This window comes from Curtobacterium sp. CFBP9011, from assembly GCF_034045095.1.
GTDB lineage: Bacteria > Actinomycetota > Actinomycetes > Actinomycetales > Microbacteriaceae > Curtobacterium.
Genome location: NZ_JAXCWN010000012.1, coordinates 30,151 through 48,161, shown reverse-complemented (window position 1 = coordinate 48,161; position 18,011 = coordinate 30,151). Strand labels below are relative to the sequence as shown.

The following is an 18,011-nucleotide window of genomic DNA, read 5'->3' as shown; positions in this document are numbered from 1 at the left end:
CGAAGGCAGACCGGGCACGAGGTCAATAAAATTGGCATTGACAATGTGCACGCTGTTGAGTTCTCAAGGACCAGACGCACTCCCCACTCGACACCGAGATGGTGTCTCGCCAGAGAGGCTGGTTCGTTGCCCGGGGAAGATCGGAGCCAGACTGCATTTCCCAGGTCAGTGACCCGGTCAGTGTCTCGGCCGTTCCGTTCTCCGCCTCAGCGGCAACGAGTGATTACTTTACGCACGGGTGAACGGCAGCGCCAAGCCAGCTCGCCGCCCGGGCGTGTCGCGGCGGTGTGCCTGGATGGGCGGCTGCGCGGCCTGCCCCGGGAACGACGGGAGGCGCAGTGCTGACTCGCACTGCGCCTCCCGGCAGACCGGTCGTCGACGCGACCGGCGTGGTCGAACGGACGACCGTGGACCGACGTCAGTCGGCCGCGGCCAACTGCCCGCACGCGCCGTCGATCTCCTTGCCGCGGGTGTCGCGGAGGGTCGTCGGGATGCCGGCAGCGTTGAGTCGGCGGACGAACTCGTCCTGCACGTGCACTTCGGACGAGGTCCACACGGAGCCGGGCGTCGGGTTCAGCGGGATGGGGTTCACGTGCACCCAGCCCTTGCCACGCTTGTTGAGCTTCTCCGCCAACAGGTCCGCGCGCCAGGCGTGGTCGTTCATGTCCTTGATGAGCGCGTACTCGATCGACACCCGCCGACCGGTCTTGACGTAGTAGTTGTGGGCGGCGTCGATCGCTTCGTCGGCCTTCCACTTCGAGTTCACCGGGATCATCTCGTCACGCAGTTCGTCGTCCGGCGCGTGCAGCGAGAGCGCGAAGGTGAGCGGGATCCCTTCGTCGGCGAGCTTGAGCATCGCGGGCACCAGGCCCACGGTCGACACGGTGATGCCGCGGGCACTCATCCCGAGGCCGTTCGGCTGCGGAGCGACCATCAACCGCACGGCGTCCATCACACGCTTGTAGTTCGCGAGCGGCTCCCCCATGCCCATGAAGACGATGTTCGTCACCCGCTCGGCGTCGACACGGTCCTGCCCGCCCTTGCGCGGGTCACCCCCGAGCTCACCGGCAGCGATCGCGGCGTTGGCCTGCACGATCTGGTCGATGATCTCGGCCGTCGACATGTTGCGGGTCAAGCCCGCCTGCCCGGTCGCGCAGAAGGGGCAGTTCATGCCGCATCCGGCCTGCGACGAGACGCAGAGCGTGATGCGCCCCGGGTACCGCATGAGCACCGACTCGACCAGGGCGCCGTCGTGCAGCTTCCAGAGGAACTTGATCGTGTCGCCCTTGTCGGTCTCGAGACGACGGGTCTCGGTGAGCAGGGGCGGCAGCAGCCCGGCGACGAGTTCGTCACGCTGGGCCGCCGGCAGGTCGGTCATCCCGGCCGGGTCGGACGTGTAGTGCGTGAAGTAGTGGGTGGCGAGCTGCTTGGCGCGGAACCCGGGCAGACCGAGTTCCTTCACCTTGGCTTCGCGCTCGTCCACCGTCAGGTCCGCCAGGTGCACCGGCGGCTTGCCCCGCTTCGGGGACGCGAACTGCAGTAGCGGCCGACCGTCGGTCCCGGTCGCCTGCTGCCATCCTTCGGTGCGCGGGCGCACCTGCGGGCGGGCAGAGCGCTGCTCCTCGAACGGTGTGCGGGTGTCGGTGGCCATCACTCCAGCTTACGGGAGGCTCGCAACCCCTCGGGCGCACCGGTCCGGCCCGTCACGGGTCACCAGCCGCCGGACCCGCGTCCTGCTCCCGGGTGCGGGTCAGGTCGCGGTGCGGGGCCGGTCGGTGCGCTGCGGTCGGGAGTCAGACGCCGGCGGGCAGGAGGCGTGCGAAGTGGTGCGCGGAGGGGTACATCGGGACGATGTCGACGACCTCGCCCGGGTGCGGTGCCTGCAGCACGAGTCCCTGGCCGAGGTACAGGCCGACGTGGTCGTCGTTGTCGTAGACGACCATGTCGCCGGGTAGCGCCTCGGACTCGGGCACGGTCGTGGCGACGGCGTCCTGCGTCGGGACGTAGTGGGCGAGCTGGATGCCGACCGCCTGGTACGCCACCATCGTCAGCCCGGAGCAGTCGATGCCCGTGTGGCTGGCACCGCCCTCGACGTACGGGTCGCCGAGGTACTGCAGCGCCGTCTGGAGCACGGTGGCGCGGTCGCCGCCGGCCGAGAGCGCAGCGGACAGCGCCGACTTCGCCTGGGTCTCGGTCACGCCGAAGCGGAGCACGAGGGTCGGGTAGGACACGATCGAGGTCGTCGTCACACCGTCGGAGGAGACGATCGGCACCTGGACGTCGTGGGCGACCGTGTAGGTCTGCAGCGCCAGTGACGTCGTGGTGGTGGTCGTCGGAGCGGGGGCGGCCGTCGCGGCCTCGGCCGGGATCGACAGCGACAGGGTCGAGGTGATCGCGAGCGCCGGGGCGATGAGCAGCGCGGCACGCTTGGCGTTCGCGGCCCGGCGGATGTGACGCGGGTCGGCGGCGCGCTCGGCCCGGATGGCGGCGTTCCGCGAGACGAACGCGCTCGTCGCCGGTCGGACCGGACGAGCCGGAGCGAGGGCGACCACGCGGGCCGGGCGCTGGTGCTCGACGAAGGTGGTGCGGGCCACGGCGGGACCGGAGGCGGAGCGGCGGCCTCGTGCGCGGGGTGCGGCAGGCGGCGGGACGGGTGCGGCTCGACGGGCTTCGTCGAGGGCGGGCAGAGCGTGGCGTCCCATGGTTCCTTCCGGGTCCGAGCCGTCCTTCTGGAGCGGCGGCTCGGGAAGATAACGTATTGGTCACGAACCTGATCCCGCCTGGAGAACCGGGCCTCTTTCCTGCAGCCCGTCACAGACTCGCCGAACAGGCACGACTCGCCGGACGAGCACGTCTCGCCGAGCGGCGTCACGTGGCGGCGGCGAGTCGGGCCTCCCGTCCGTCGGCGGCCGCGGCGAGTCGGGCGGCGAGCGCGACCACGGTGTCGTCGACCGGTGTCGCTGCGGCCGCGGCGAGCGCTCCGGGCACCGGGGCACCGGCCCGGAGTGCGACGGGCAGGACGCCAGCCCAGACGGTGTGGTCCTCGCCATCGTCGGGTGACTCCCCCACCCCGGCGGCGCGGACCTTGACGCTGGCGGCGTCGAGCGGCAGTTGCAGGACCTGGGTCTGGCGGACCTCCTTGGCAGTCATCTCGCGCACCTCGGCCCGGCGGCCGGGCATGAGGTGGTCCGCGACCTGGCGGAGTGCGTCGGCCCGCTGCTCGGTCGGTACGACGGTCGCCCGTCCGGCGATCATCGCGCTGCGGTAGTTCGCCGAGCTGTCGAAGGTCGAGCGGGCGAAGACGATGCCGTCGAGGTGGGTGATGGTCGCCGAGACGGGGACGCCCGCCGCGCCGGCGTCGAGGAAGAGGCCGCCGCCGGTCGAGCCGTGCAGCAGCAGGACGGGGCCGGCGCCGAGGTCACCGACGCCGTAGAGGAACGGCAGCACGATCGGGAAGCCGTCGCGGACCAGGCCGACGTGGGCGACGAAGCCCTCGGCGAGGACCTGGCGGAGGGCCTCGGGGTCGGTCTGCTGGCGGTCGCGGAGGCGTCGGACGGTCAGGGCGGGCAGGGCTGGCAGGGTCTCGTCGGTGGGCACGGTCCGACGCTAGGGTCAGCACTGGATCAGCAGGTAGACCAGATCGGAGCGGTTCGAGTGGACCAGTCGAGCAAGGTGGCCGCGGTGGTCGCACGCGTCCGCGGACTGGTGCACGAGGGGACGCTCGGGACGGACGACCCGCTGCCGTCGACCCGTGCGCTGGCGGCCGAGCTCGGGGTGGCACGCGGGACGGTGGTGGCGGCGTACGAGCAGCTCGACGGCGAGGGCTACATCCGGACTCGGCACGGGGCTGCGGCCCGGGTGGTCGGGGGTGCGGCTGGCGGGAGGTCCGGGGACGTCGGGGGCGGCCCGGTAGCGGGCGCGGGCAGCGAGGCGGGGGTGGGGCGTGCCTCCCGGCTCGGACCGACCCCGACGTCGGCACCGGTGGCGGTGCCCGACGGCCGGCCGGTGCTCGACTGTCGTCCGGGGATCCCCGCCGTCACCGCGATCAGTCCTCGCGACTGGCGGGCGGCGTGGCGAGCGGCCGCCGAGGCGCCGCTCCGGAACGGGCTGTCGGACCCGCTGGGCCTCCCGGCGCTGCGGGAGCAGATCGTGGTGCAGCTCGGGCTGGCGCGCGGCTTCACACCCGGGATGTCCGACGTCGTGGTCGCCGCGGGGACCTCGGAGGCGCTGTCGCTGCTCGTCGAGGCACTCCGGGCCGGGCTCGGACGTTCGCCACGCATCGCGGTCGAGGACCCCGGCTACCGCTCGGGCCACCGGGCGCTGATGAGCGCGGGCGCGGAACTGGTCGCCGTGCCGGTCGGGCCGGACGGCATCGACCTGGCGGTCCTCGCCGGGACCTCGGCCGACGCGGTCGTCGTCTCGCCGACGCACCAGTACCCGCTCGGGTCCGTGATGCCGGTCGGGCAGCGCCGGGCACTCCTGGCCTGTGCCGCCTCCGTCGGGATGGTCGTCGTCGAGGACGACTACGACTCCGAGTTCCGCCACCGCGGCACACCCGTTCCCGCGCTGGCGGCGCTCGACACCGACGGGGTGGTCGTGCACCTCGGCGGGTTCTCGAAGACCCTCGACCCGCGGCTGCGCTGCGCGTACCTCGTGCTGCCCCGGGCAGCCGGACCGTTGCACGCCGCGGTCGTCGCCGCGAGGACCGCCCGCGGGGCCGTCGTGGCGGAGCCCGTGCAGGTCGCGGTGGCGCACCTGCTCCGCACCGGAGCGTTCCGGCGGCACCTCGGCCGGGTCCGGCGGGACTACACGCACCGGCGTGAGCAGATCGCGCGCCGGCTGGCGGACAGCGGGGTCGCCGGCCTGGAGGCTCGCGCCCTCACCGGCGGGCTGCACGCGGTCCTGACGTGGCCGGGTCCGGAGGTCGGCGCGGCCGTTCCGACCGGCGCCGAGGTGGTGGCCCGGGTGGCGGCGGCCGGGGTCCTCGTGGCGGACCTGGCGGACTACGAGGTCGAGCGGGGACGCTCCGGGCCGGGCGTGGTCCTCGGGTACGGCGCGGTGACGCTGCCGGAGCTCGACCGGGCGCTCGACGTGGTGCTCGCGGCGATCCGCGAGCTGGCGGCCGCGACGCTCGTCGATCCGAGGGAGACGATCCTGCGGGCGGCCGTCCCAGGGGCGTCCGTTCCGGGGCCGGCCAACTCTGGACCGGTGGTTCCCTGACGGGGTGGGTGCAGCCTCCCGGCCGTCACGGATGACGTCCGGGACGCACGCCGTCCGTCATCGTCGCCGCGTGCGCTCCGTGGCGCCGGAGCGCCAGAGGTCGTCCAGCGACGGGACCGGACTGTCCGTGGGGACCGCCCATCCACGTCGGGCGGCCTTGCGGGCCGAGCGGTAGGTGGTGACGTGGATCGGCTCCACGTCGTGGTTCGATTCGTACGTCGTCATGGCGTGCTCCCTGTTCACGGCGCCCACCGTCTGCTGGCGTTGTCCGACCCCGGGATCACGGGGCCCGGACGGCCCGCGGACTGCGGAACGCGAGACGAACTCTCTTCTTGGGCGGGACGCTACGTGACGTCGGAGGCGCACGGGTGCACTGCACCGGAAGACAGCGCCATGCGGACGAACATGTGAGAGGAGCGCGATCAGCTGTCGGGCAGGGAGTCCTTCGGCAGCTTCCGCAGCTTCGTCCGACGACGCCGGCGGTCCGGGATCATCGACCGCATCTCCTCGAGCTTGCCGAAGCAGAGCAGACGGTCGCCGGGCTCGAGAACGACCCCGCTGCGGGGGTTCGGGATGACCGACGTCCCACGGTGCAGGGTCAGCACGGTGATGTCGCGGTCCCAGAGCCCGGAGTCCTTGATCGTCTTGCCGACCAGGTCCGCGTTCGTGTGCACGAGCAGCTCCGCGACGCCGTACCCGGTGGAGACGCTGAGGCGCTGGCGGACGTCGATCTCCGGGAACGCCACCTGGTTCGCGATGAAGTCGATGATCGCGCCGGCGACGTCGAGCCCGGTCGCGCGTTCGATGCCTTCGAGGCCCGGGGAGGAGTTGACCTCCATGACGAGCGGTCCGTCGTTGCCCTCGAGCATGTCGACGCCCGCGACCCGGAGGCCCATGATCTGCGCCGAGCGGACCGCCGCCTCTTCGTACTCCGGCGTCAGCGTGACCTGCTCGACCGTGCCGCCGCGGTGCACGTTCGACCGGAACTCGTCGCCCGAGGCCGACCGCCGCATCGCTGCGACCACCCGGTCCCCCACCACCAGCGCGCGGATGTCCTTGCCGCGGCTCTCTGAGATGAAGCTCTGGATGAGCACGTTCTGCTTGGTGGAGTGCAGGGTCTCGACGATGGACTCGGCGACCTTCGCCTCCGGGGCCAGGATCACACCGATGCCCTGCGTGCCCTCGAGCAGCTTGATGACCACGGGGGCGCCGCCGACCCGTTCGATCGCACCGCGGACGTCCGCGCGGCTGCTGACGAACGTCGTCGCGGGCATCCCGATGTCGTGCCGGGACAGGATCTGGTTCGCGCGGAGCTTGTCGCGCGAGTTCGTGATGCCGTTCGCCGTGTTCGGCGTGTAGACGTCCATCTGCTCGAACTGCCGCACCACCGCGGTGCCGTAGTAGGTGATCGAGTTGCCGATGCGCGGCAGGACGGCGTCGTAGTCGGAGAGCAGCTTGCCGCGGTACTGCAGGTCCGGCTGCTCGCCGGTCAGGTCGATCGCGAAGCGGAGGGTGTTCAGCACCTTGACGGTGTGACCGCGCTCGGCTGCAGCAGTCCGGAGACGCTGCGTCGAGTACGCGTGGGGAGCGCGCGACAGGATGGCGAGTTTCATCACTGCCAAGATAGGGGCCATGGCCGAGCCCGCGAAGCGCCCCCACAGCGGGAAGTCCGCGTCCCGTGTGCCGATCGTCGCGGGGTGGCGCGAGTGGGCGGCGCTGCCGGACATCGGCATCCCGTGGATCAAGGTCAAGCTCGACACCGGCGCCCGCAGTTCCGCCCTGCACGCCTTCGACGTCGAGGAGCTGCCCGGCGGCCGCGTCCGGTTCTCGGTGCACCCCTGGCAGGACTCCGACGTCGACCCGCAGACGGTCGAGTGCGACGTCCACGACCGCCGGGTGATCCGCAGTTCGAGCGGTCACACGCAGGAGCGGATCGTCGTGCTCATGTCGATCGAGCTCGCCGGCCGGACGGTCATGGCCGAGGTGACGCTGAGCAACCGCGACCAGATGGGCTTCCGGATGCTCGTCGGCCGCGAGGCGCTGCGGCAGGGCTTCGTCGTGGACCCGGCGCGGTCGTTCATGGCGGGGCGGGCGCCGAAGGCCGTGCGGCGACGCAACCGCGGCCGGAGCTGACGCGCGGCGACGCGTCGTGTGCGACGCGCGCCGGCGACGACGACCTACCGGACCACACGAGGACGGGCCCCGGAGCACCTGCGTGAGCAGATCCTCCAGGGCCCGTCCCCGTTCGTGCCGGGTGCGTTACTTCTTGACCGGGATCGACTGCGCCTCGAGTGCCGCGATCGTCTTGGTCTGACCGGACTTGAGTGCGTCGAGCAGGGTCCCGTTGCCGGAGGCCGCACTGCCGAAGCCGTCCGAGACGTCCGCGTAGGTCTGCGTCATCGTCGGGCCCCAGGTGAAGGGCTGGATGTCCTTCGCGGCGTCGGCGAACTGCTCGTAGATCTTCTGGTTGCCGTAGAACTCCAGGCCCTTGGTGAGCGCGGGCAGCTCAGCGCCGGTGCTCGATGCCGGGTAGAGGTTCGCGACCTCGTTGAGCTGCGAGAGCGCCTCGGTCGAGGTGTTCAGCCAGGTGAGGAACTGCGCGGCCTCGGCGGGGTGCTTGCTGCCGGAGAAGACGACGTTCGAGGAGCCACCCCAGGCAGCCGAGGCGCTGTCGCCCGACTTCCACTGCGGCATCGGCGCGACGGCCCACTTGCCGGAGGTCGAGGGTGCACCGGACGAGATGGTGTTGGCGCCCCAGACCGCGGAGACCCAGGTCCAGTCCTGGCCGCTGTCGTAGGCGTTGTTCCACTGGTCGGTGAAGCTCGGCAGGGTGTTCACGAGCTTCTTGTCGATGAGGTCCTGCCAGTAGTCGGCGACCTTCTTCGACGCGGTGTCGGTCAGGTTGACGTTCCAGTCCTGTCCGCTGTTCTTGAACCACTGGCCGCCGGCCTGCGAGACGAGCCCGGCGAACTGGTTGACGTCACCCTTGGCGAAGTTGGTGATGTTGCCGCCCATCGCCTTGATCTTGACGGCGTCCTCGGCGTACTCGGCCCAGGTCTTCGGGGCGTCGAGCCCGGCCTTCTCGAACAGGTCCTTGCGGTAGTACAGCGCCATCGGACCTGAGTCCTGCGGGATCGCGTACACCGAGTTGTCCTCGCCGAACGTGACCTGGTTCCAGAGGCCGGCGGAGAAGTCCTTCTTCACGTCGCTGACGCCCTTGCACGCGGCGATGTTCTCGAGGCCGCCCTGCACGCGGAACGCCGGCAGCGAGTCGTACTCGACCTGGCCGATGTCCGGCGCCTGCTTGGCCTTCAGCTGGTTGAAGAAGTTCTGGTAGGTACCGCTGTTGCCGTTGGCGACGATGGAGACCTTCACCTGGATGTCCGGGTGCTCCTTGTTCCAGACCGCGACGACCTTGTCCATGTTCGGGACCCAGGTGGTGAAGTCGAGCGTGACCTTGCCGCCGGACGGCTTGCAGCTCGACGCGGCGGAGTCGGACGACCCGCCACCGGAGCTGCTGCCACCGCCGGAGCTGCAGCCGGCGAGGGCCACGGTCGCGGCGAGCGCGACGGCGGCGGCACTGAGGAACTTCGTTGTCTTCATGCTGTTTCCGTTCGGGTGGAGATGAGGTGCGGGAGGGGAAGAGGGAGGGTCACTTGAGGCCGCCGGAGCCGAGCCCCGAGCGCCAGAACCGCTGCAGGCTGAGGAAGGCGACGAGCAGCGGGATGATCGACACGAACGAACCGATGAGCACCATGGTCCGGAGGTCCGGGTACTGGTTCACGCTCGAGTTCCACGTGTAGAGGCCGAGGGTGACGGGGAACAGTGACGAGTCGCGGAGCATCACGAGCGGCAGGAAGAAGTTGTTCCAGATGGCGACGAACTGGAAGAGGAAGATCGTCACGAGGGCCGGGGACATCAGGCGGACGGCGACGGTGAAGAACGTCCGGACCTCGCCGGAGCCGTCGATGCGGGCCGCTTCGATGATCTCGTCCGGGACGCTCGACGCCGCGAACAACCGCGACAGGTAGACGCCGAACGGGCTGACGATGCTCGGCAGGAACACCGACCAGAACGTGTCGGTCAGGTCGACCTGGCTGAAGATGAGGAACAGCGGCAGGGCGAGCGCGGTCGCCGGCACGAGGACACCGCCGAGGAACACGTTGAACAGTGCTTCGCGGCCACGGAACCGGTACTTGGCGAGCGCGTACCCGCACATCGCCGACAGCACGGTGCCGATGAGTCCGGCGACGCCGGCGTAGGCGATGCTGTTCAGCATCCACCGCAGGTAGATGCCGTCCTGACGGGTGAACAGCTCCCCGAGGTTGGTGATGGTGTCCTGGATCGCGGTGGCGCTGAACCAGAGCGGCGCGGTGGAGTTGAAGTTCGCGACGGTCTTCGTCGACGACACCAGCAGCCAGAAGATCGGCAGCAGGAAGTAGAGCGTGAAGACGCCCATGACGAGCATCGCGGCGCTGCGCGAGATGACGCTCTCGCGGGGACCGCGCGTGCCGTCCGCTCGTCCGCTGGTCGGACGGGAGGCCCGGCGTGCGTCCGCCGCGCTCGTTGCGTCGCGCTTCGCGTCGCGTCGGGAGGGTGCGTTGACGCTCACGAGGCGTCCTTCCGCTGGGTCAGTCGGAGGAACCCGATCGACAGGATGAAGGTGGCGACGGCGAGGACCACCGAGAACGCCGCCGCGAGGTTGAAGTTCGGCACCGACGAGGTCGAGTACACGAGCATGTTCGGTGTGAAGGTCGACGAGATCGTCGAGGTGAACTGCCGGAACACGGTCGGTTCGGTGAGCAGCTGCAGGGTGCCGATCACGGAGAACACCGCGGTGAGGATGATCGCCGGGACCACCATCGGGATCTTGATCGAGACGGCGATCCGGAACTGCGAGGCGCCGTCGAGCTTCGCGGCCTCGTAGATCTCGGTCGGGATCGCGAGCAGCGACGAGTAGATGATGAGCATGTTGTAGCCGACGTAGACCCAGGTGACGACGTTGGCGACGGCCCAGAGGACGGTGCCGCTGCCGAGCAGGTCGACCTTCGAGGTGACGGCGGAGAACGGCGACAGGTCGGGGGCGTACAGGTAGCCCCACATGATCGCGGCGATGACACCGGGGACGGCGTAGGGCGCGAAGAACGCCAGGCGGAAGAACCGCTTGCCGCGGAGCAGGGGTGAGTCGAGCAGCAGGGCGAACACGAGCGCCAGGCCGAGCATCACCGGGACCTGCACGACGCCGAACAGCAGCACGCGGAGGACCGAGCCCCAGAACACGTCGTTCTGGAACACCAGGACGTACTGGGTGAGGCCGCCGAACACCTGCGTGGGCGCGCCGAACGTGCCCTGGCGTTCGATCTTCTGCAGTGACTGCCACACCGCGTAGAGGATCGGGACGAGGTAGAACGCGGTGAAGAGGACCGCGAACGGCACGACGAAGACCGCGATGGCGCGGCGGTAGCGGGAGCCGCCGCCGGCCGGACGCTTGGCCGGGTGCGGCCGGGTGGCCGTCCGGCGCCGCTGGGTGGTGGTGGTCATGAGCGCTTCCTGTCCGTGCGGATGATCTGGGTACCGCCGGGCTCGATCGCGGTGACGCCCGCGACGGCCTGGTCGGTGACGAGCTCGTGGCCCGCCTCGTGGTGCTGCACGGTCCGGTCCGAGTGGTTGAGCAGGAAGACCCACTCGTGCTCGTCGTCGCGGCGGCGGACGACCTCGAGGCCGGGCGCGGTCGCCGGGTCGCCGTGCACGCCGGCGTCGTCGAGGACCTTCTGCACGAGGGAGCGCAGCGACGCGTCGTCGACGACGGTGGAGAGGTACCAGGCGGACCCGGCACCGTGGTCGTTCCGGGTGACCGCGGGCCGGCCGGCGAGCGGGCCGCTGGCGTACTGGACCACGCTCTCGGCGTCGACCAGTTCGACCGGCTCGGACCAGGTGGTCGCGGTGCCGCCGTCGGAGAGTTCGACGACGTCGCCCTCGCCGAGCGGCTGGAACTCGTCGACCCGGATGCCGAGCATCTCGCGGAAGGCGCCCGGGTAGCCGCCGGTGCGGACCCGGTCCAGCTCGTCGACGATCCCGCTGAAGAAGGTGACGAGCGCGTGGCCGCCCTGTTCGACGTGGTCGGCGATGACCGCGGCGTGCTCGTCGCGCACCAGGTACAGCTCGGGGACGATGACGACCGGGTGGCCGTCGAGCGGGGCGCCGGGCGCGACGACGTCGACGGTGACGCCGAGGTCCCACAGCGCGGTGTAGAGCGCGTGGACCTGTTCCAGGTAGCGGACCGCGGTGGTGGGGTGGGCCTCCAGGTCGGCCGCCCACTGGTTCTCCCAGCTGAACACGAGCGCGACGTCGGCGGTGACCCGCGAGCCGCGGAGTTCGCCGAGGCGGTCGACGAGCGCGCCGAGCGCGACCACGTCGCGCCACCCCTGCGAGTCGGTGCCGGCGTGCGGCAGCAGGGCGGAGTGGAACTTCTCGGAGCCCTGCACGGAGGCGCGCCACTGGAAGAAGCAGACGCCGTCGGCTCCGCGGCCGATGTGTGCCACGGTGTTGCGGAGCATCTCCCCCGGCGCCTTGGCGAGGTTGCGCGGCTGCCAGTTCACGGCGCCGGTCGAGTGCTCCATGAGCAGCCAGGGGGCACCGCCAGCGAGGCCGCGGGTGGTGTCGGCGGCGAAGGAGAGCTCGACGTTCGGCCGGGGCAGGCGGTTGTCGAGGTAGTGGTCGTTGGCGATGACGTCCATGTCGCCGGTCCAGGACCAGTAGTCCATCGCGGTGATGTGGGCGGCGACCATGAAGTTCGTCGTGACGGGCTTGGTGCTGTGCTTGCGGATGACGGCGGTCTCGGCGCGGTGGTGCTCGAGGAGCGTGTCCGAGGAGAACCGGTCGAAGTCGATCTGCTGCGCGGGGTTGCCGGTCGACAGGGTCAGGCGGGGCGGCAGGACCTCGTCGAACGAGCCGTAGCGCTGGCTCCAGAAGGCGGTGCCCCAGGCGGTGTTGAGCGCCTGGATGCTGCCGTGGCGGGCCCGGAGCCAGGTGCGGAACGCGTCGGCGGAGACGTCACACCAGCAGCGGGCGTTGTGGCAGCCGAGCTCGTTCGAGACGTGCCACAGGCGGACGGCCGGGTGGTCGCCGTACCGGGCGGCGGTGGCCTCGACCAGGGCGAGGGCGTACCGGCGGTAGACCGGGGACGCCGGGCAGAACGCCTGGCGGCCGCCGGGGAAGCGCGTGGTGCCGTCGACCGCGACGGGCAGGACCTCGGGGTGCAGGGTGGTGAGCCAGGCGGGGGTTGAGGCGGTCCCGGTGCCCAGGTCGACCGCGATGCCGGCGCCGTGCAGCAGGTCGATGACGGTGTCGAGCGCGGTGAAGTCGTACTCCCCCGGTCGCGGTTCGACCTGCGACCAGCCGAAGACGTTGATCGCGACGATCGTGACGCCGGCTTCGCGCATCAGGCGGACGTCCTCGACCCAGGTGGCGTGGTCCCACTGCTCGGGGTTGTAGTCGCAGCCGAACGCCAGGCCGGTCGAGCCGAGACCGAGGGCGCTGTCGGCCGGCTCGACGGCGGCAGCCGGGGCGTCGCCGACCGGTGCGGGCAGGGTGGTGGTCACGGGGGTCCTCGTCGATCGGGGCCCGTCGGCGCCTCGGTCGGTTCGACCCCTTCGGCGGTGAAGGACCCAGCATGTGTGGGAGCGGTCCCAGACTGCTGCGAACGGGTTGCGCCGCGGCGATCTGGGAGCGATCCCAGGATGGTGTCGAAATCTCTGTCGAAATCCGTTCTGGGAGCGATCCCAGATACAACACGACTCGGGCCGCCGTGTCAACACCGCAGCCCGACGCGCCACTACAGTGGCGGCATGTCCGAGGTCAGAACAGCGCGTCGACGCGCCACGATCCAGGACATCGCCGACGCGGCCGGGCTCTCCCGCGGGACGGTCTCACGGGTCCTCAACGACGAGCAGTACGTCTCCGACGCCGCCCGCGAAGCCGTGCAGGACGCCATCCGCCGCGTCGGGTACGTCCGCAGTGCCGCCGCCCGCAGCCTGGTCACCCGCCGCTCCGGCGCGATCGCGCTCATCGTGCACGAGCCCTCGGTCGTGGTCCTCGACGACCCGAACATCGGCAACATCCTCATCGGCACCAACAGCGTCCTGTCCGAGGCGGAGCAGCAGCTCGTCACGATCATGGTCGACTCGGCGCGGGACAGCCACCGCGTCGTCGAGTACCTGCGCGGCGGGTTCGTCGACGGTGCCATCGTGCTCTCTGCCCGCGACGACGACCCCATCACGAAGGCGATCGTCGAGATCGGCCTGCCCGCCTGCTTCGTCGGACACCCGCCCGACGCGGCCGCGATCTCGTGGATCGGCATCGACAACCGCGACGCCGCCGAACAGATCACACGCCGGCTCGTCGACACCGGACGGAAGCGCATCGCGATGCTCGCCTCCGGGCTCGACCGCGACTCCGGGCAGGACCGACTTGCCGGGTTCGCGTCGGCACTCGGTGACCGGTACGACCCGGACCTCGTCGCCCGGAACCCCCTGTTCAGCTACACCGCCGGCGCCGAGGGCATGCGCGAACTGCTCGACCGGGCGCCTGACATCGACGGGGTGTTCGCCGCGTCGGACGCCGTCGCAGCCGGGGCGATGGACCTGCTGCAGCGTCGGGGCAAGCGCGTGCCGGAGGACATCGGCATCGTCGGGTTCGACGACAGCGCCTGGGCCCTGCGCTGCGATCCCGAGCTCTCGACCGTCCGCCAGCCCGCACGGACGCTCGGCGAGCAGGCGGCACGGCAGGTGCTCGAGCAGATCGCAGAGCCGTCGACCGAGCCGCGCGGGCTGGTGCTGCCGACCGAAGTGGTCTGGCGCGGCTCGGCCTGAGGCGGGTGTGGCTGCGGGGCGATGGTGTCGTGCGCGAGACACCGGCGTCTCGTCGAGACGGCGGTGTGTGCGCGAGACGGCTGTGTCTGCCCGAGACGCCTCCGAACGGCCGAGACGCCCCAGAGTTCGGCGGCGTCTCAGTGCTCGCGCGGCGTCTCGGTGCGTGCGGGGCGCCTCAGCCTGACGGTGGTGTCGTGCGCGAGACGCCGGCGTCGCGTCGAGGCGCCCCCGAACGCTTGAGACGCCCCAGAGTTCGGCGGCGTCTCGGCCGGACGGGGGCGTCTCAGTGCTCGGGCGGCGCCTCGGCCGGACAGCGGCGTCTCGGCCGGATGGCGGCGCCTCGCGACCCGGGCGGCGTCTGGACACGCGCGTCGCCCGGTCACTCCCCCGCGCACCGGGTACCGCGCCTCGATCGGCGCCCCGAGTATGGCGCGCACCTGCCGGTTCACGCCGGCTGCTCGGGCTGTCCTGACCGCCAGGGCAGGATGGACGCATGTCTGATGCAGCTCCCGAAGGGATCGACGAACTGCTCGCTGCCTCGCGCGGACTCCTCGGCGTCGTCGCCCGGTCCCTGGCCCCGGCGCTCGAGGACGTCACCGTCCCGCAGTTCCGGCTGATCGTCCTCGTGACCACCCTCGGCCCGACCCGCTCCGGCGACCTGGCCGAACGGCTCGCCGTCGGGCCGTCGACCCTCACCCGCAACGTCGACCGGCTGGTCGCGGACGGCTGGGTCGAACGCCTGCCGAGCAGCGAGAGCCGGCGCGAGGTCCTGGTCGGCCCGACCGACCAGGGGCGCGCACTCGTCGCCGACGTCATGGACCGCCGACGCAACGAGATCGTCGGACTGCTCGCGAGCCTCCCGGACGAGGACCGGGCCAGCGTCTTCGCCGGTGCCGCGGTCCTCCGTCGTGCCATGCACGAGCCGCTGCTCGAGGAGATCTCGGCGTTCGGCGGCTGAGCCGGGTCCGCACGGACCCGACCCTGCTCAGCCGAGTCGGGCCTTCTCCCGCGCCGCACGCGCACGCGCCGCCTGCCGGGCCGCCTTCGCCCCACGCCGCTGCAGCCTCGGGTCGTGCCGCCGACGGTGCACGACGGCCGGGATGCCGATGCCGAGGAAGACCACGCTGCCGATCGCGATCCCCACGGACAGGTGCAGCCGGGCGGTGACGCGCTCCCGTGCCGCGTCCGATGCCAGCACGACCGAGTCGCGGTCGCCCGGGTCGACGAGCACCGCGAACCGCTGCCCGCGGTGGAAGGTGTCCTCGTCCCTCGAGGAGTACCGCCCGAGCTCGGTGCTGCTGGTCTGGCCATCGACGGTCTGCTGGGTCGTCGGGATCCACTCGTCCCAAGTGCTGTGCCGACGGTGGTGGTGTTCCTTCCGGACGCTCACCACCTCGGCGGTCGTGCGCACCCCGATTCGGTGCAGTTCCACGTTCTGGTCGTGGGCCCGGACCGCGGGGCCGAGGCCGAACAGCGTGACGAGGAGGCACGCTGCACCGAGGTACACCGACAGGTTCGGGACGAACTGCCACACCCCGGCTCCGAAGCGACGCCAGGTGAACGGCGCCTCCGGCCGACCAGGACGTCGACGACGAGCGGGCCGCCGTCCGGGCTCACCGGGGCGAGGAGGTCGGGTCACGCCCCGACCCCCGGACGCGTGTCGATGCCCGGGTCCGCGTCGGGCGACGGGAAGCCACCGGACGACGAGCGAACGTCGGGCGACGAGAGCGTCGCAACCGACACCGCGTGCCGCCGCAGGCCCCGTCGGCGCACGACGAGCAGCAGGACGACGACGGCCATGAGCACCGGCAGCACCGGGACAGGCGGGAACGCGGACGAATCCCCCGCGGCGAGTCTGGTCAGAAGGAAGAACGGCCCGGTCGACAGCGCTGACGAGACGAGGGCGACCACGACCCAACCCCACACGACCAGGCGCGTCAGCCGACGGTCGCGGGCCGCGAAGTCGTTCGACGCGTAGTGCGGCGCCGGTCGTCGGAGCGCCCGGCCCGCGAGGGTCAGCACGAAGGCCAGGACGATGCCGAACATCAGCACCGCCCAGACGATGCCGCCGGGCCCGAAGCTCAGTCCGAGCCCGAGACTCAGGCCTGCCCCGATCGACAGCGGGATGCACACGAGGGCGACTGCGAGGTGCACGAGCCGCCGGGCCGGGCCCTCGACCAGCAGACCGAGTCCGGCGAGGACGGTCGCGACGGGGACACCGCCGAAGACCAGTGCCAGCACCGCCTGGCCGACGGGTTCCGGCAGTCGCAGGAGTTGTCCGAACGGCAGGCTCAGGAGCGCTGCATCCGCCACGACGACGGCGACCAGGACGATCGTCGCGAACACCCAGGACCCCGGCCCCGACTCGTCGGACGGCTCGGCCGCCCGCGCCCAGGCGTGCGCGTTCCACTGGTCGTCCTCGTCGTCCGACCACGGCGCTGCTGAACCCGTCATGTGTTCCCCCTGTCCCCTCCTGCCATCCTGCCCACCGCGGCCGGTGCTGTCCGGGAGGCCCGCCGCGGCCGGGCGCGCTCGGACCGGACACGAACCGGTAGCGACCGTCACACCGGAATGGACGGCACCGGCCCGCGCTTGTGGCGTCCATGACCTCACCAGCGGATCGACACGGATGGCTCAGCGTCCTGTCGGTCGCCCTCGGCTCGTTCGTCCTCGTGCTCTCGGAGTTCCTGCCCATCGGGCTCCTGCCCGCCATCGCCGACGACCTGCACGTCGGCATCGGCACGGCCGGCCTGATGGTCGTCTTCACCGGCCTGACCGGCGCGGTCGCTGCCCCGGTCGTGACCGTCGCCACGTCGCGACTGGATCGCCGGACGGTCCTGCTCGGCCTGACCGTCCTGCTCGTGGTGGCGGACGCACTGGCGGCACTGGCCCCGACCTTCTGGGTCCTCCTCGTCGCGCGCATGCTGCTGGGGATCGGCATCGGTGGCTTCTGGGCGATCGGCGCCGGCATCGCGGGCCGGCTGGTCGCGCCGGCGTCCGTCATCCGGGCCACCTCGCTGATCACGGCCGGGGTCTCGGTGGCGACGGTCGTGAGCCTGCCGCTCGGGGCCTTCGTGTCCTCGCTGGCCAGCTGGCGGCTGGCGTTCGTCATCGGCGGCGGGCTCGGCGTCGTCGCCCTCGTGCTGCAGCTCGCGATGCTGCCGAGCATCCCGTCGGTGCAGCGGGTGCGGTTCGCCACGCTCGGCGGACTGCTCCGGGTGCAGCGTGCGCGAGTCGGGCTGATCGCGACGGCGTTCCTCTTCGTCGCCCAGTTCGCCGCGTACACGTACGTCGCGCCGTACCTGCAGGAGTCGGTGCGCGTCGGCCCGGACACCGTGACGCTGGCCCTGCTCGTGTTCGGCGTCGCCGGCATCGCGGGGAACTTCGTCGCGGGCGTGACGCTGAGTCGGAACGTCCTCGGCACCATCGGGGTGTCGAAGGTCGTCCTCGCCGCCGCCGTCGTCCTGCTGCCCCTGGCGGCACACTCGGTCGTCGGGGTGTTCGCCCTGCTCGTGGTGTGGGGCTTCGTCTGGGGCGCCCTGCCGCTCGGGACCCAGACGTGGATGTCGACCGCGTCGCCGGGCGGGTCGGAGAGCGGCCTGGCACTGTTCGTCACGACGATCCAGCTGGCGATCGCGGCCGGGTCCGTGGTCGGTGGCCTGGCGGTCACGGGGTTCGGACTCGCCGCCGACTTCTGGTTCGCCGGCGCGGTCGCCGTCATCGGTGCGGTCGTGCTCCTGTCGCTCGGCTCGCGACGGTCGAGTGCCGTCCCCGAGGTCGCCGCCGCACCCGCGACCGGTCCGGTCACCACGGGACCGGTCGCGACGGGACCGGTCGCGACCGCAGCGGCGGACTGACCGGCCCGACCACACGGCGGACGGGAGGCACGCACCGGTCGGGTGACGGGCCTCCCGTCCGTCG

The 18,011-nt window shown here is 71.4% G+C and carries 16 protein-coding genes; 5 read left to right on the top strand and 11 right to left on the bottom strand.

Annotated features, from left to right (window positions below; translation table 11 throughout):
* Window positions 1-418: 418 nt before the first annotated feature.
* The 3 genes from rlmN to SOM35_RS16970 all read right to left on the bottom strand — a co-directional run bounded on the left by rlmN (window position 419) and on the right by SOM35_RS16970 (window position 3,597).
* Window positions 419-1,651: a dual-specificity RNA methyltransferase RlmN gene (gene rlmN, locus SOM35_RS16980; protein ID WP_253462420.1), complete on the bottom strand. Its 1,233-nt coding sequence runs from the start codon at window positions 1,649-1,651 to the stop codon at window positions 419-421.
* A gap of 142 nt (window positions 1,652-1,793) precedes the next feature.
* Window positions 1,794-2,594: a C40 family peptidase gene (locus SOM35_RS16975; protein WP_320516292.1), complete on the bottom strand. Its 801-nt coding sequence runs from the start codon at window positions 2,592-2,594 to the stop codon at window positions 1,794-1,796.
* Between the two features lie 274 nt (window positions 2,595-2,868).
* Window positions 2,869-3,597: a pyridoxamine 5'-phosphate oxidase family protein gene (locus SOM35_RS16970; protein WP_320516291.1), complete on the bottom strand. Its 729-nt coding sequence runs from the start codon at window positions 3,595-3,597 to the stop codon at window positions 2,869-2,871.
* A 57-nt stretch (window positions 3,598-3,654) separates the two neighbouring features.
* On the opposite strand from SOM35_RS16970, the gene pdxR reads away from it, so the two are divergent.
* Window positions 3,655-5,220 carry a MocR-like pyridoxine biosynthesis transcription factor PdxR gene (gene pdxR / locus SOM35_RS16965; RefSeq protein WP_320516290.1) on the top strand — a complete coding sequence of 522 codons (1,566 nt, stop codon included), beginning with the start codon at window positions 3,655-3,657 and terminating at the stop codon, window positions 5,218-5,220.
* Window positions 5,221-5,277: 57 nt separating this feature from the next.
* On the opposite strand, the gene SOM35_RS16960 is transcribed toward pdxR, so the two are convergent.
* Both SOM35_RS16960 and rimK read right to left on the bottom strand, forming a co-directional pair.
* On the bottom strand, window positions 5,278-5,445 hold the full coding sequence (locus SOM35_RS16960) for a hypothetical protein (protein ID WP_320516289.1): 168 nt from the start codon (window positions 5,443-5,445) through the stop codon (window positions 5,278-5,280).
* Window positions 5,446-5,642: 197 nt separating this feature from the next.
* The gene (rimK, locus tag SOM35_RS16955; RefSeq protein WP_111075518.1) at window positions 5,643-6,833 is read right to left on the bottom strand and encodes a 30S ribosomal protein S6--L-glutamate ligase; all 1,191 of its coding nucleotides are present in this window, start codon (window positions 6,831-6,833) and stop codon (window positions 5,643-5,645) included.
* A gap of 19 nt (window positions 6,834-6,852) precedes the next feature.
* On the opposite strand from rimK, the gene SOM35_RS16950 reads away from it, so the two are divergent.
* Window positions 6,853-7,353, top strand: coding sequence for an ATP-dependent zinc protease family protein (locus SOM35_RS16950; protein WP_320516288.1), 501 nt, complete (start codon window positions 6,853-6,855; stop codon window positions 7,351-7,353).
* Between the two features lie 126 nt (window positions 7,354-7,479).
* Here the strand turns inward: SOM35_RS16950 and SOM35_RS16945 are convergent, their stop codons facing one another.
* Genes SOM35_RS16945 through SOM35_RS16930 form a run of 4 tightly spaced genes read right to left on the bottom strand, consistent with a single transcriptional unit; the run spans window position 7,480 to window position 12,821 of the window.
* On the bottom strand, window positions 7,480-8,823 hold the full coding sequence (locus tag SOM35_RS16945) for an ABC transporter substrate-binding protein (RefSeq protein WP_253462412.1): 1,344 nt from the start codon (window positions 8,821-8,823) through the stop codon (window positions 7,480-7,482).
* Between the two features lie 49 nt (window positions 8,824-8,872).
* Window positions 8,873-9,832, bottom strand: a complete 960-nt coding sequence (locus SOM35_RS16940; protein WP_414648593.1) for a carbohydrate ABC transporter permease — start codon at window positions 9,830-9,832, stop codon at window positions 8,873-8,875.
* Window positions 9,829-10,761, bottom strand: a complete 933-nt coding sequence (locus SOM35_RS16935) for a carbohydrate ABC transporter permease (RefSeq protein ID WP_253462409.1) — start codon at window positions 10,759-10,761, stop codon at window positions 9,829-9,831. The genes SOM35_RS16940 and SOM35_RS16935 overlap by 4 nt, the downstream gene beginning before the upstream one ends.
* Window positions 10,758-12,821 carry a beta-galactosidase gene (locus SOM35_RS16930; protein WP_414648592.1) on the bottom strand — a complete coding sequence of 688 codons (2,064 nt, stop codon included), beginning with the start codon at window positions 12,819-12,821 and terminating at the stop codon, window positions 10,758-10,760. Before SOM35_RS16930 ends, SOM35_RS16935 begins: the two co-directional genes overlap by 4 nt.
* A 246-nt stretch (window positions 12,822-13,067) precedes the next feature.
* Between SOM35_RS16930 and SOM35_RS16925 the strand changes: the two genes are divergently transcribed.
* Both SOM35_RS16925 and SOM35_RS16920 read left to right on the top strand, forming a co-directional pair.
* Window positions 13,068-14,090 carry a LacI family DNA-binding transcriptional regulator gene (locus tag SOM35_RS16925; protein WP_301223363.1) on the top strand — a complete coding sequence of 341 codons (1,023 nt, stop codon included), beginning with the start codon at window positions 13,068-13,070 and terminating at the stop codon, window positions 14,088-14,090.
* Window positions 14,091-14,583: 493 nt separating this feature from the next.
* Entirely contained in the window at window positions 14,584-15,048 is a 465-nt protein-coding gene (locus tag SOM35_RS16920) for a MarR family winged helix-turn-helix transcriptional regulator (RefSeq protein WP_320516287.1), read from the top strand.
* A gap of 27 nt (window positions 15,049-15,075) precedes the next feature.
* Here the strand turns inward: SOM35_RS16920 and SOM35_RS16915 are convergent, their stop codons facing one another.
* A complete protein-coding gene (locus SOM35_RS16915) occupies window positions 15,076-15,624 on the bottom strand; it encodes a DUF3592 domain-containing protein (protein WP_320516286.1) in 549 nt (182 codons plus the stop codon).
* 101 nt (window positions 15,625-15,725) lie between these two features.
* Window positions 15,726-16,544, bottom strand: a complete 819-nt coding sequence (locus SOM35_RS16910; RefSeq protein WP_320516285.1) for a hypothetical protein — start codon at window positions 16,542-16,544, stop codon at window positions 15,726-15,728.
* 149 nt (window positions 16,545-16,693) lie between these two features.
* On the opposite strand from SOM35_RS16910, the gene SOM35_RS16905 reads away from it, so the two are divergent.
* Window positions 16,694-17,947 carry an MFS transporter gene (locus tag SOM35_RS16905; protein ID WP_320516284.1) on the top strand — a complete coding sequence of 418 codons (1,254 nt, stop codon included), beginning with the start codon at window positions 16,694-16,696 and terminating at the stop codon, window positions 17,945-17,947.
* Window positions 17,948-18,011 lie beyond the last annotated feature (64 nt).

What these genes read in the sequence shown, in the direction of transcription:
- rlmN (WP_253462420.1), bottom strand. Translation starts at nt 1,651, where the DNA reads ATGGCCACCGACACCCGCACACCGTTCGAGGAGCAGCGCTCTGCCCGC.
- SOM35_RS16910 (WP_320516285.1), bottom strand. Translation starts at nt 16,544, where the DNA reads ATGACGGGTTCAGCAGCGCCGTGGTCGGACGACGAGGACGACCAGTGG.
- SOM35_RS16905 (WP_320516284.1), top strand. Translation starts at nt 16,694, where the DNA reads ATGACCTCACCAGCGGATCGACACGGATGGCTCAGCGTCCTGTCGGTC.
- SOM35_RS16945 (WP_253462412.1), bottom strand. Translation starts at nt 8,823, where the DNA reads ATGAAGACAACGAAGTTCCTCAGTGCCGCCGCCGTCGCGCTCGCCGCG.
- SOM35_RS16920 (WP_320516287.1), top strand. Translation starts at nt 14,584, where the DNA reads ATGTCTGATGCAGCTCCCGAAGGGATCGACGAACTGCTCGCTGCCTCG.
- SOM35_RS16925 (WP_301223363.1), top strand. Translation starts at nt 13,068, where the DNA reads ATGTCCGAGGTCAGAACAGCGCGTCGACGCGCCACGATCCAGGACATC.
- SOM35_RS16935 (WP_253462409.1), bottom strand. Translation starts at nt 10,761, where the DNA reads ATGACCACCACCACCCAGCGGCGCCGGACGGCCACCCGGCCGCACCCG.
- SOM35_RS16960 (WP_320516289.1), bottom strand. Translation starts at nt 5,445, where the DNA reads ATGACGACGTACGAATCGAACCACGACGTGGAGCCGATCCACGTCACC.
- SOM35_RS16950 (WP_320516288.1), top strand. Translation starts at nt 6,853, where the DNA reads ATGGCCGAGCCCGCGAAGCGCCCCCACAGCGGGAAGTCCGCGTCCCGT.
- rimK (WP_111075518.1), bottom strand. Translation starts at nt 6,833, where the DNA reads ATGAAACTCGCCATCCTGTCGCGCGCTCCCCACGCGTACTCGACGCAG.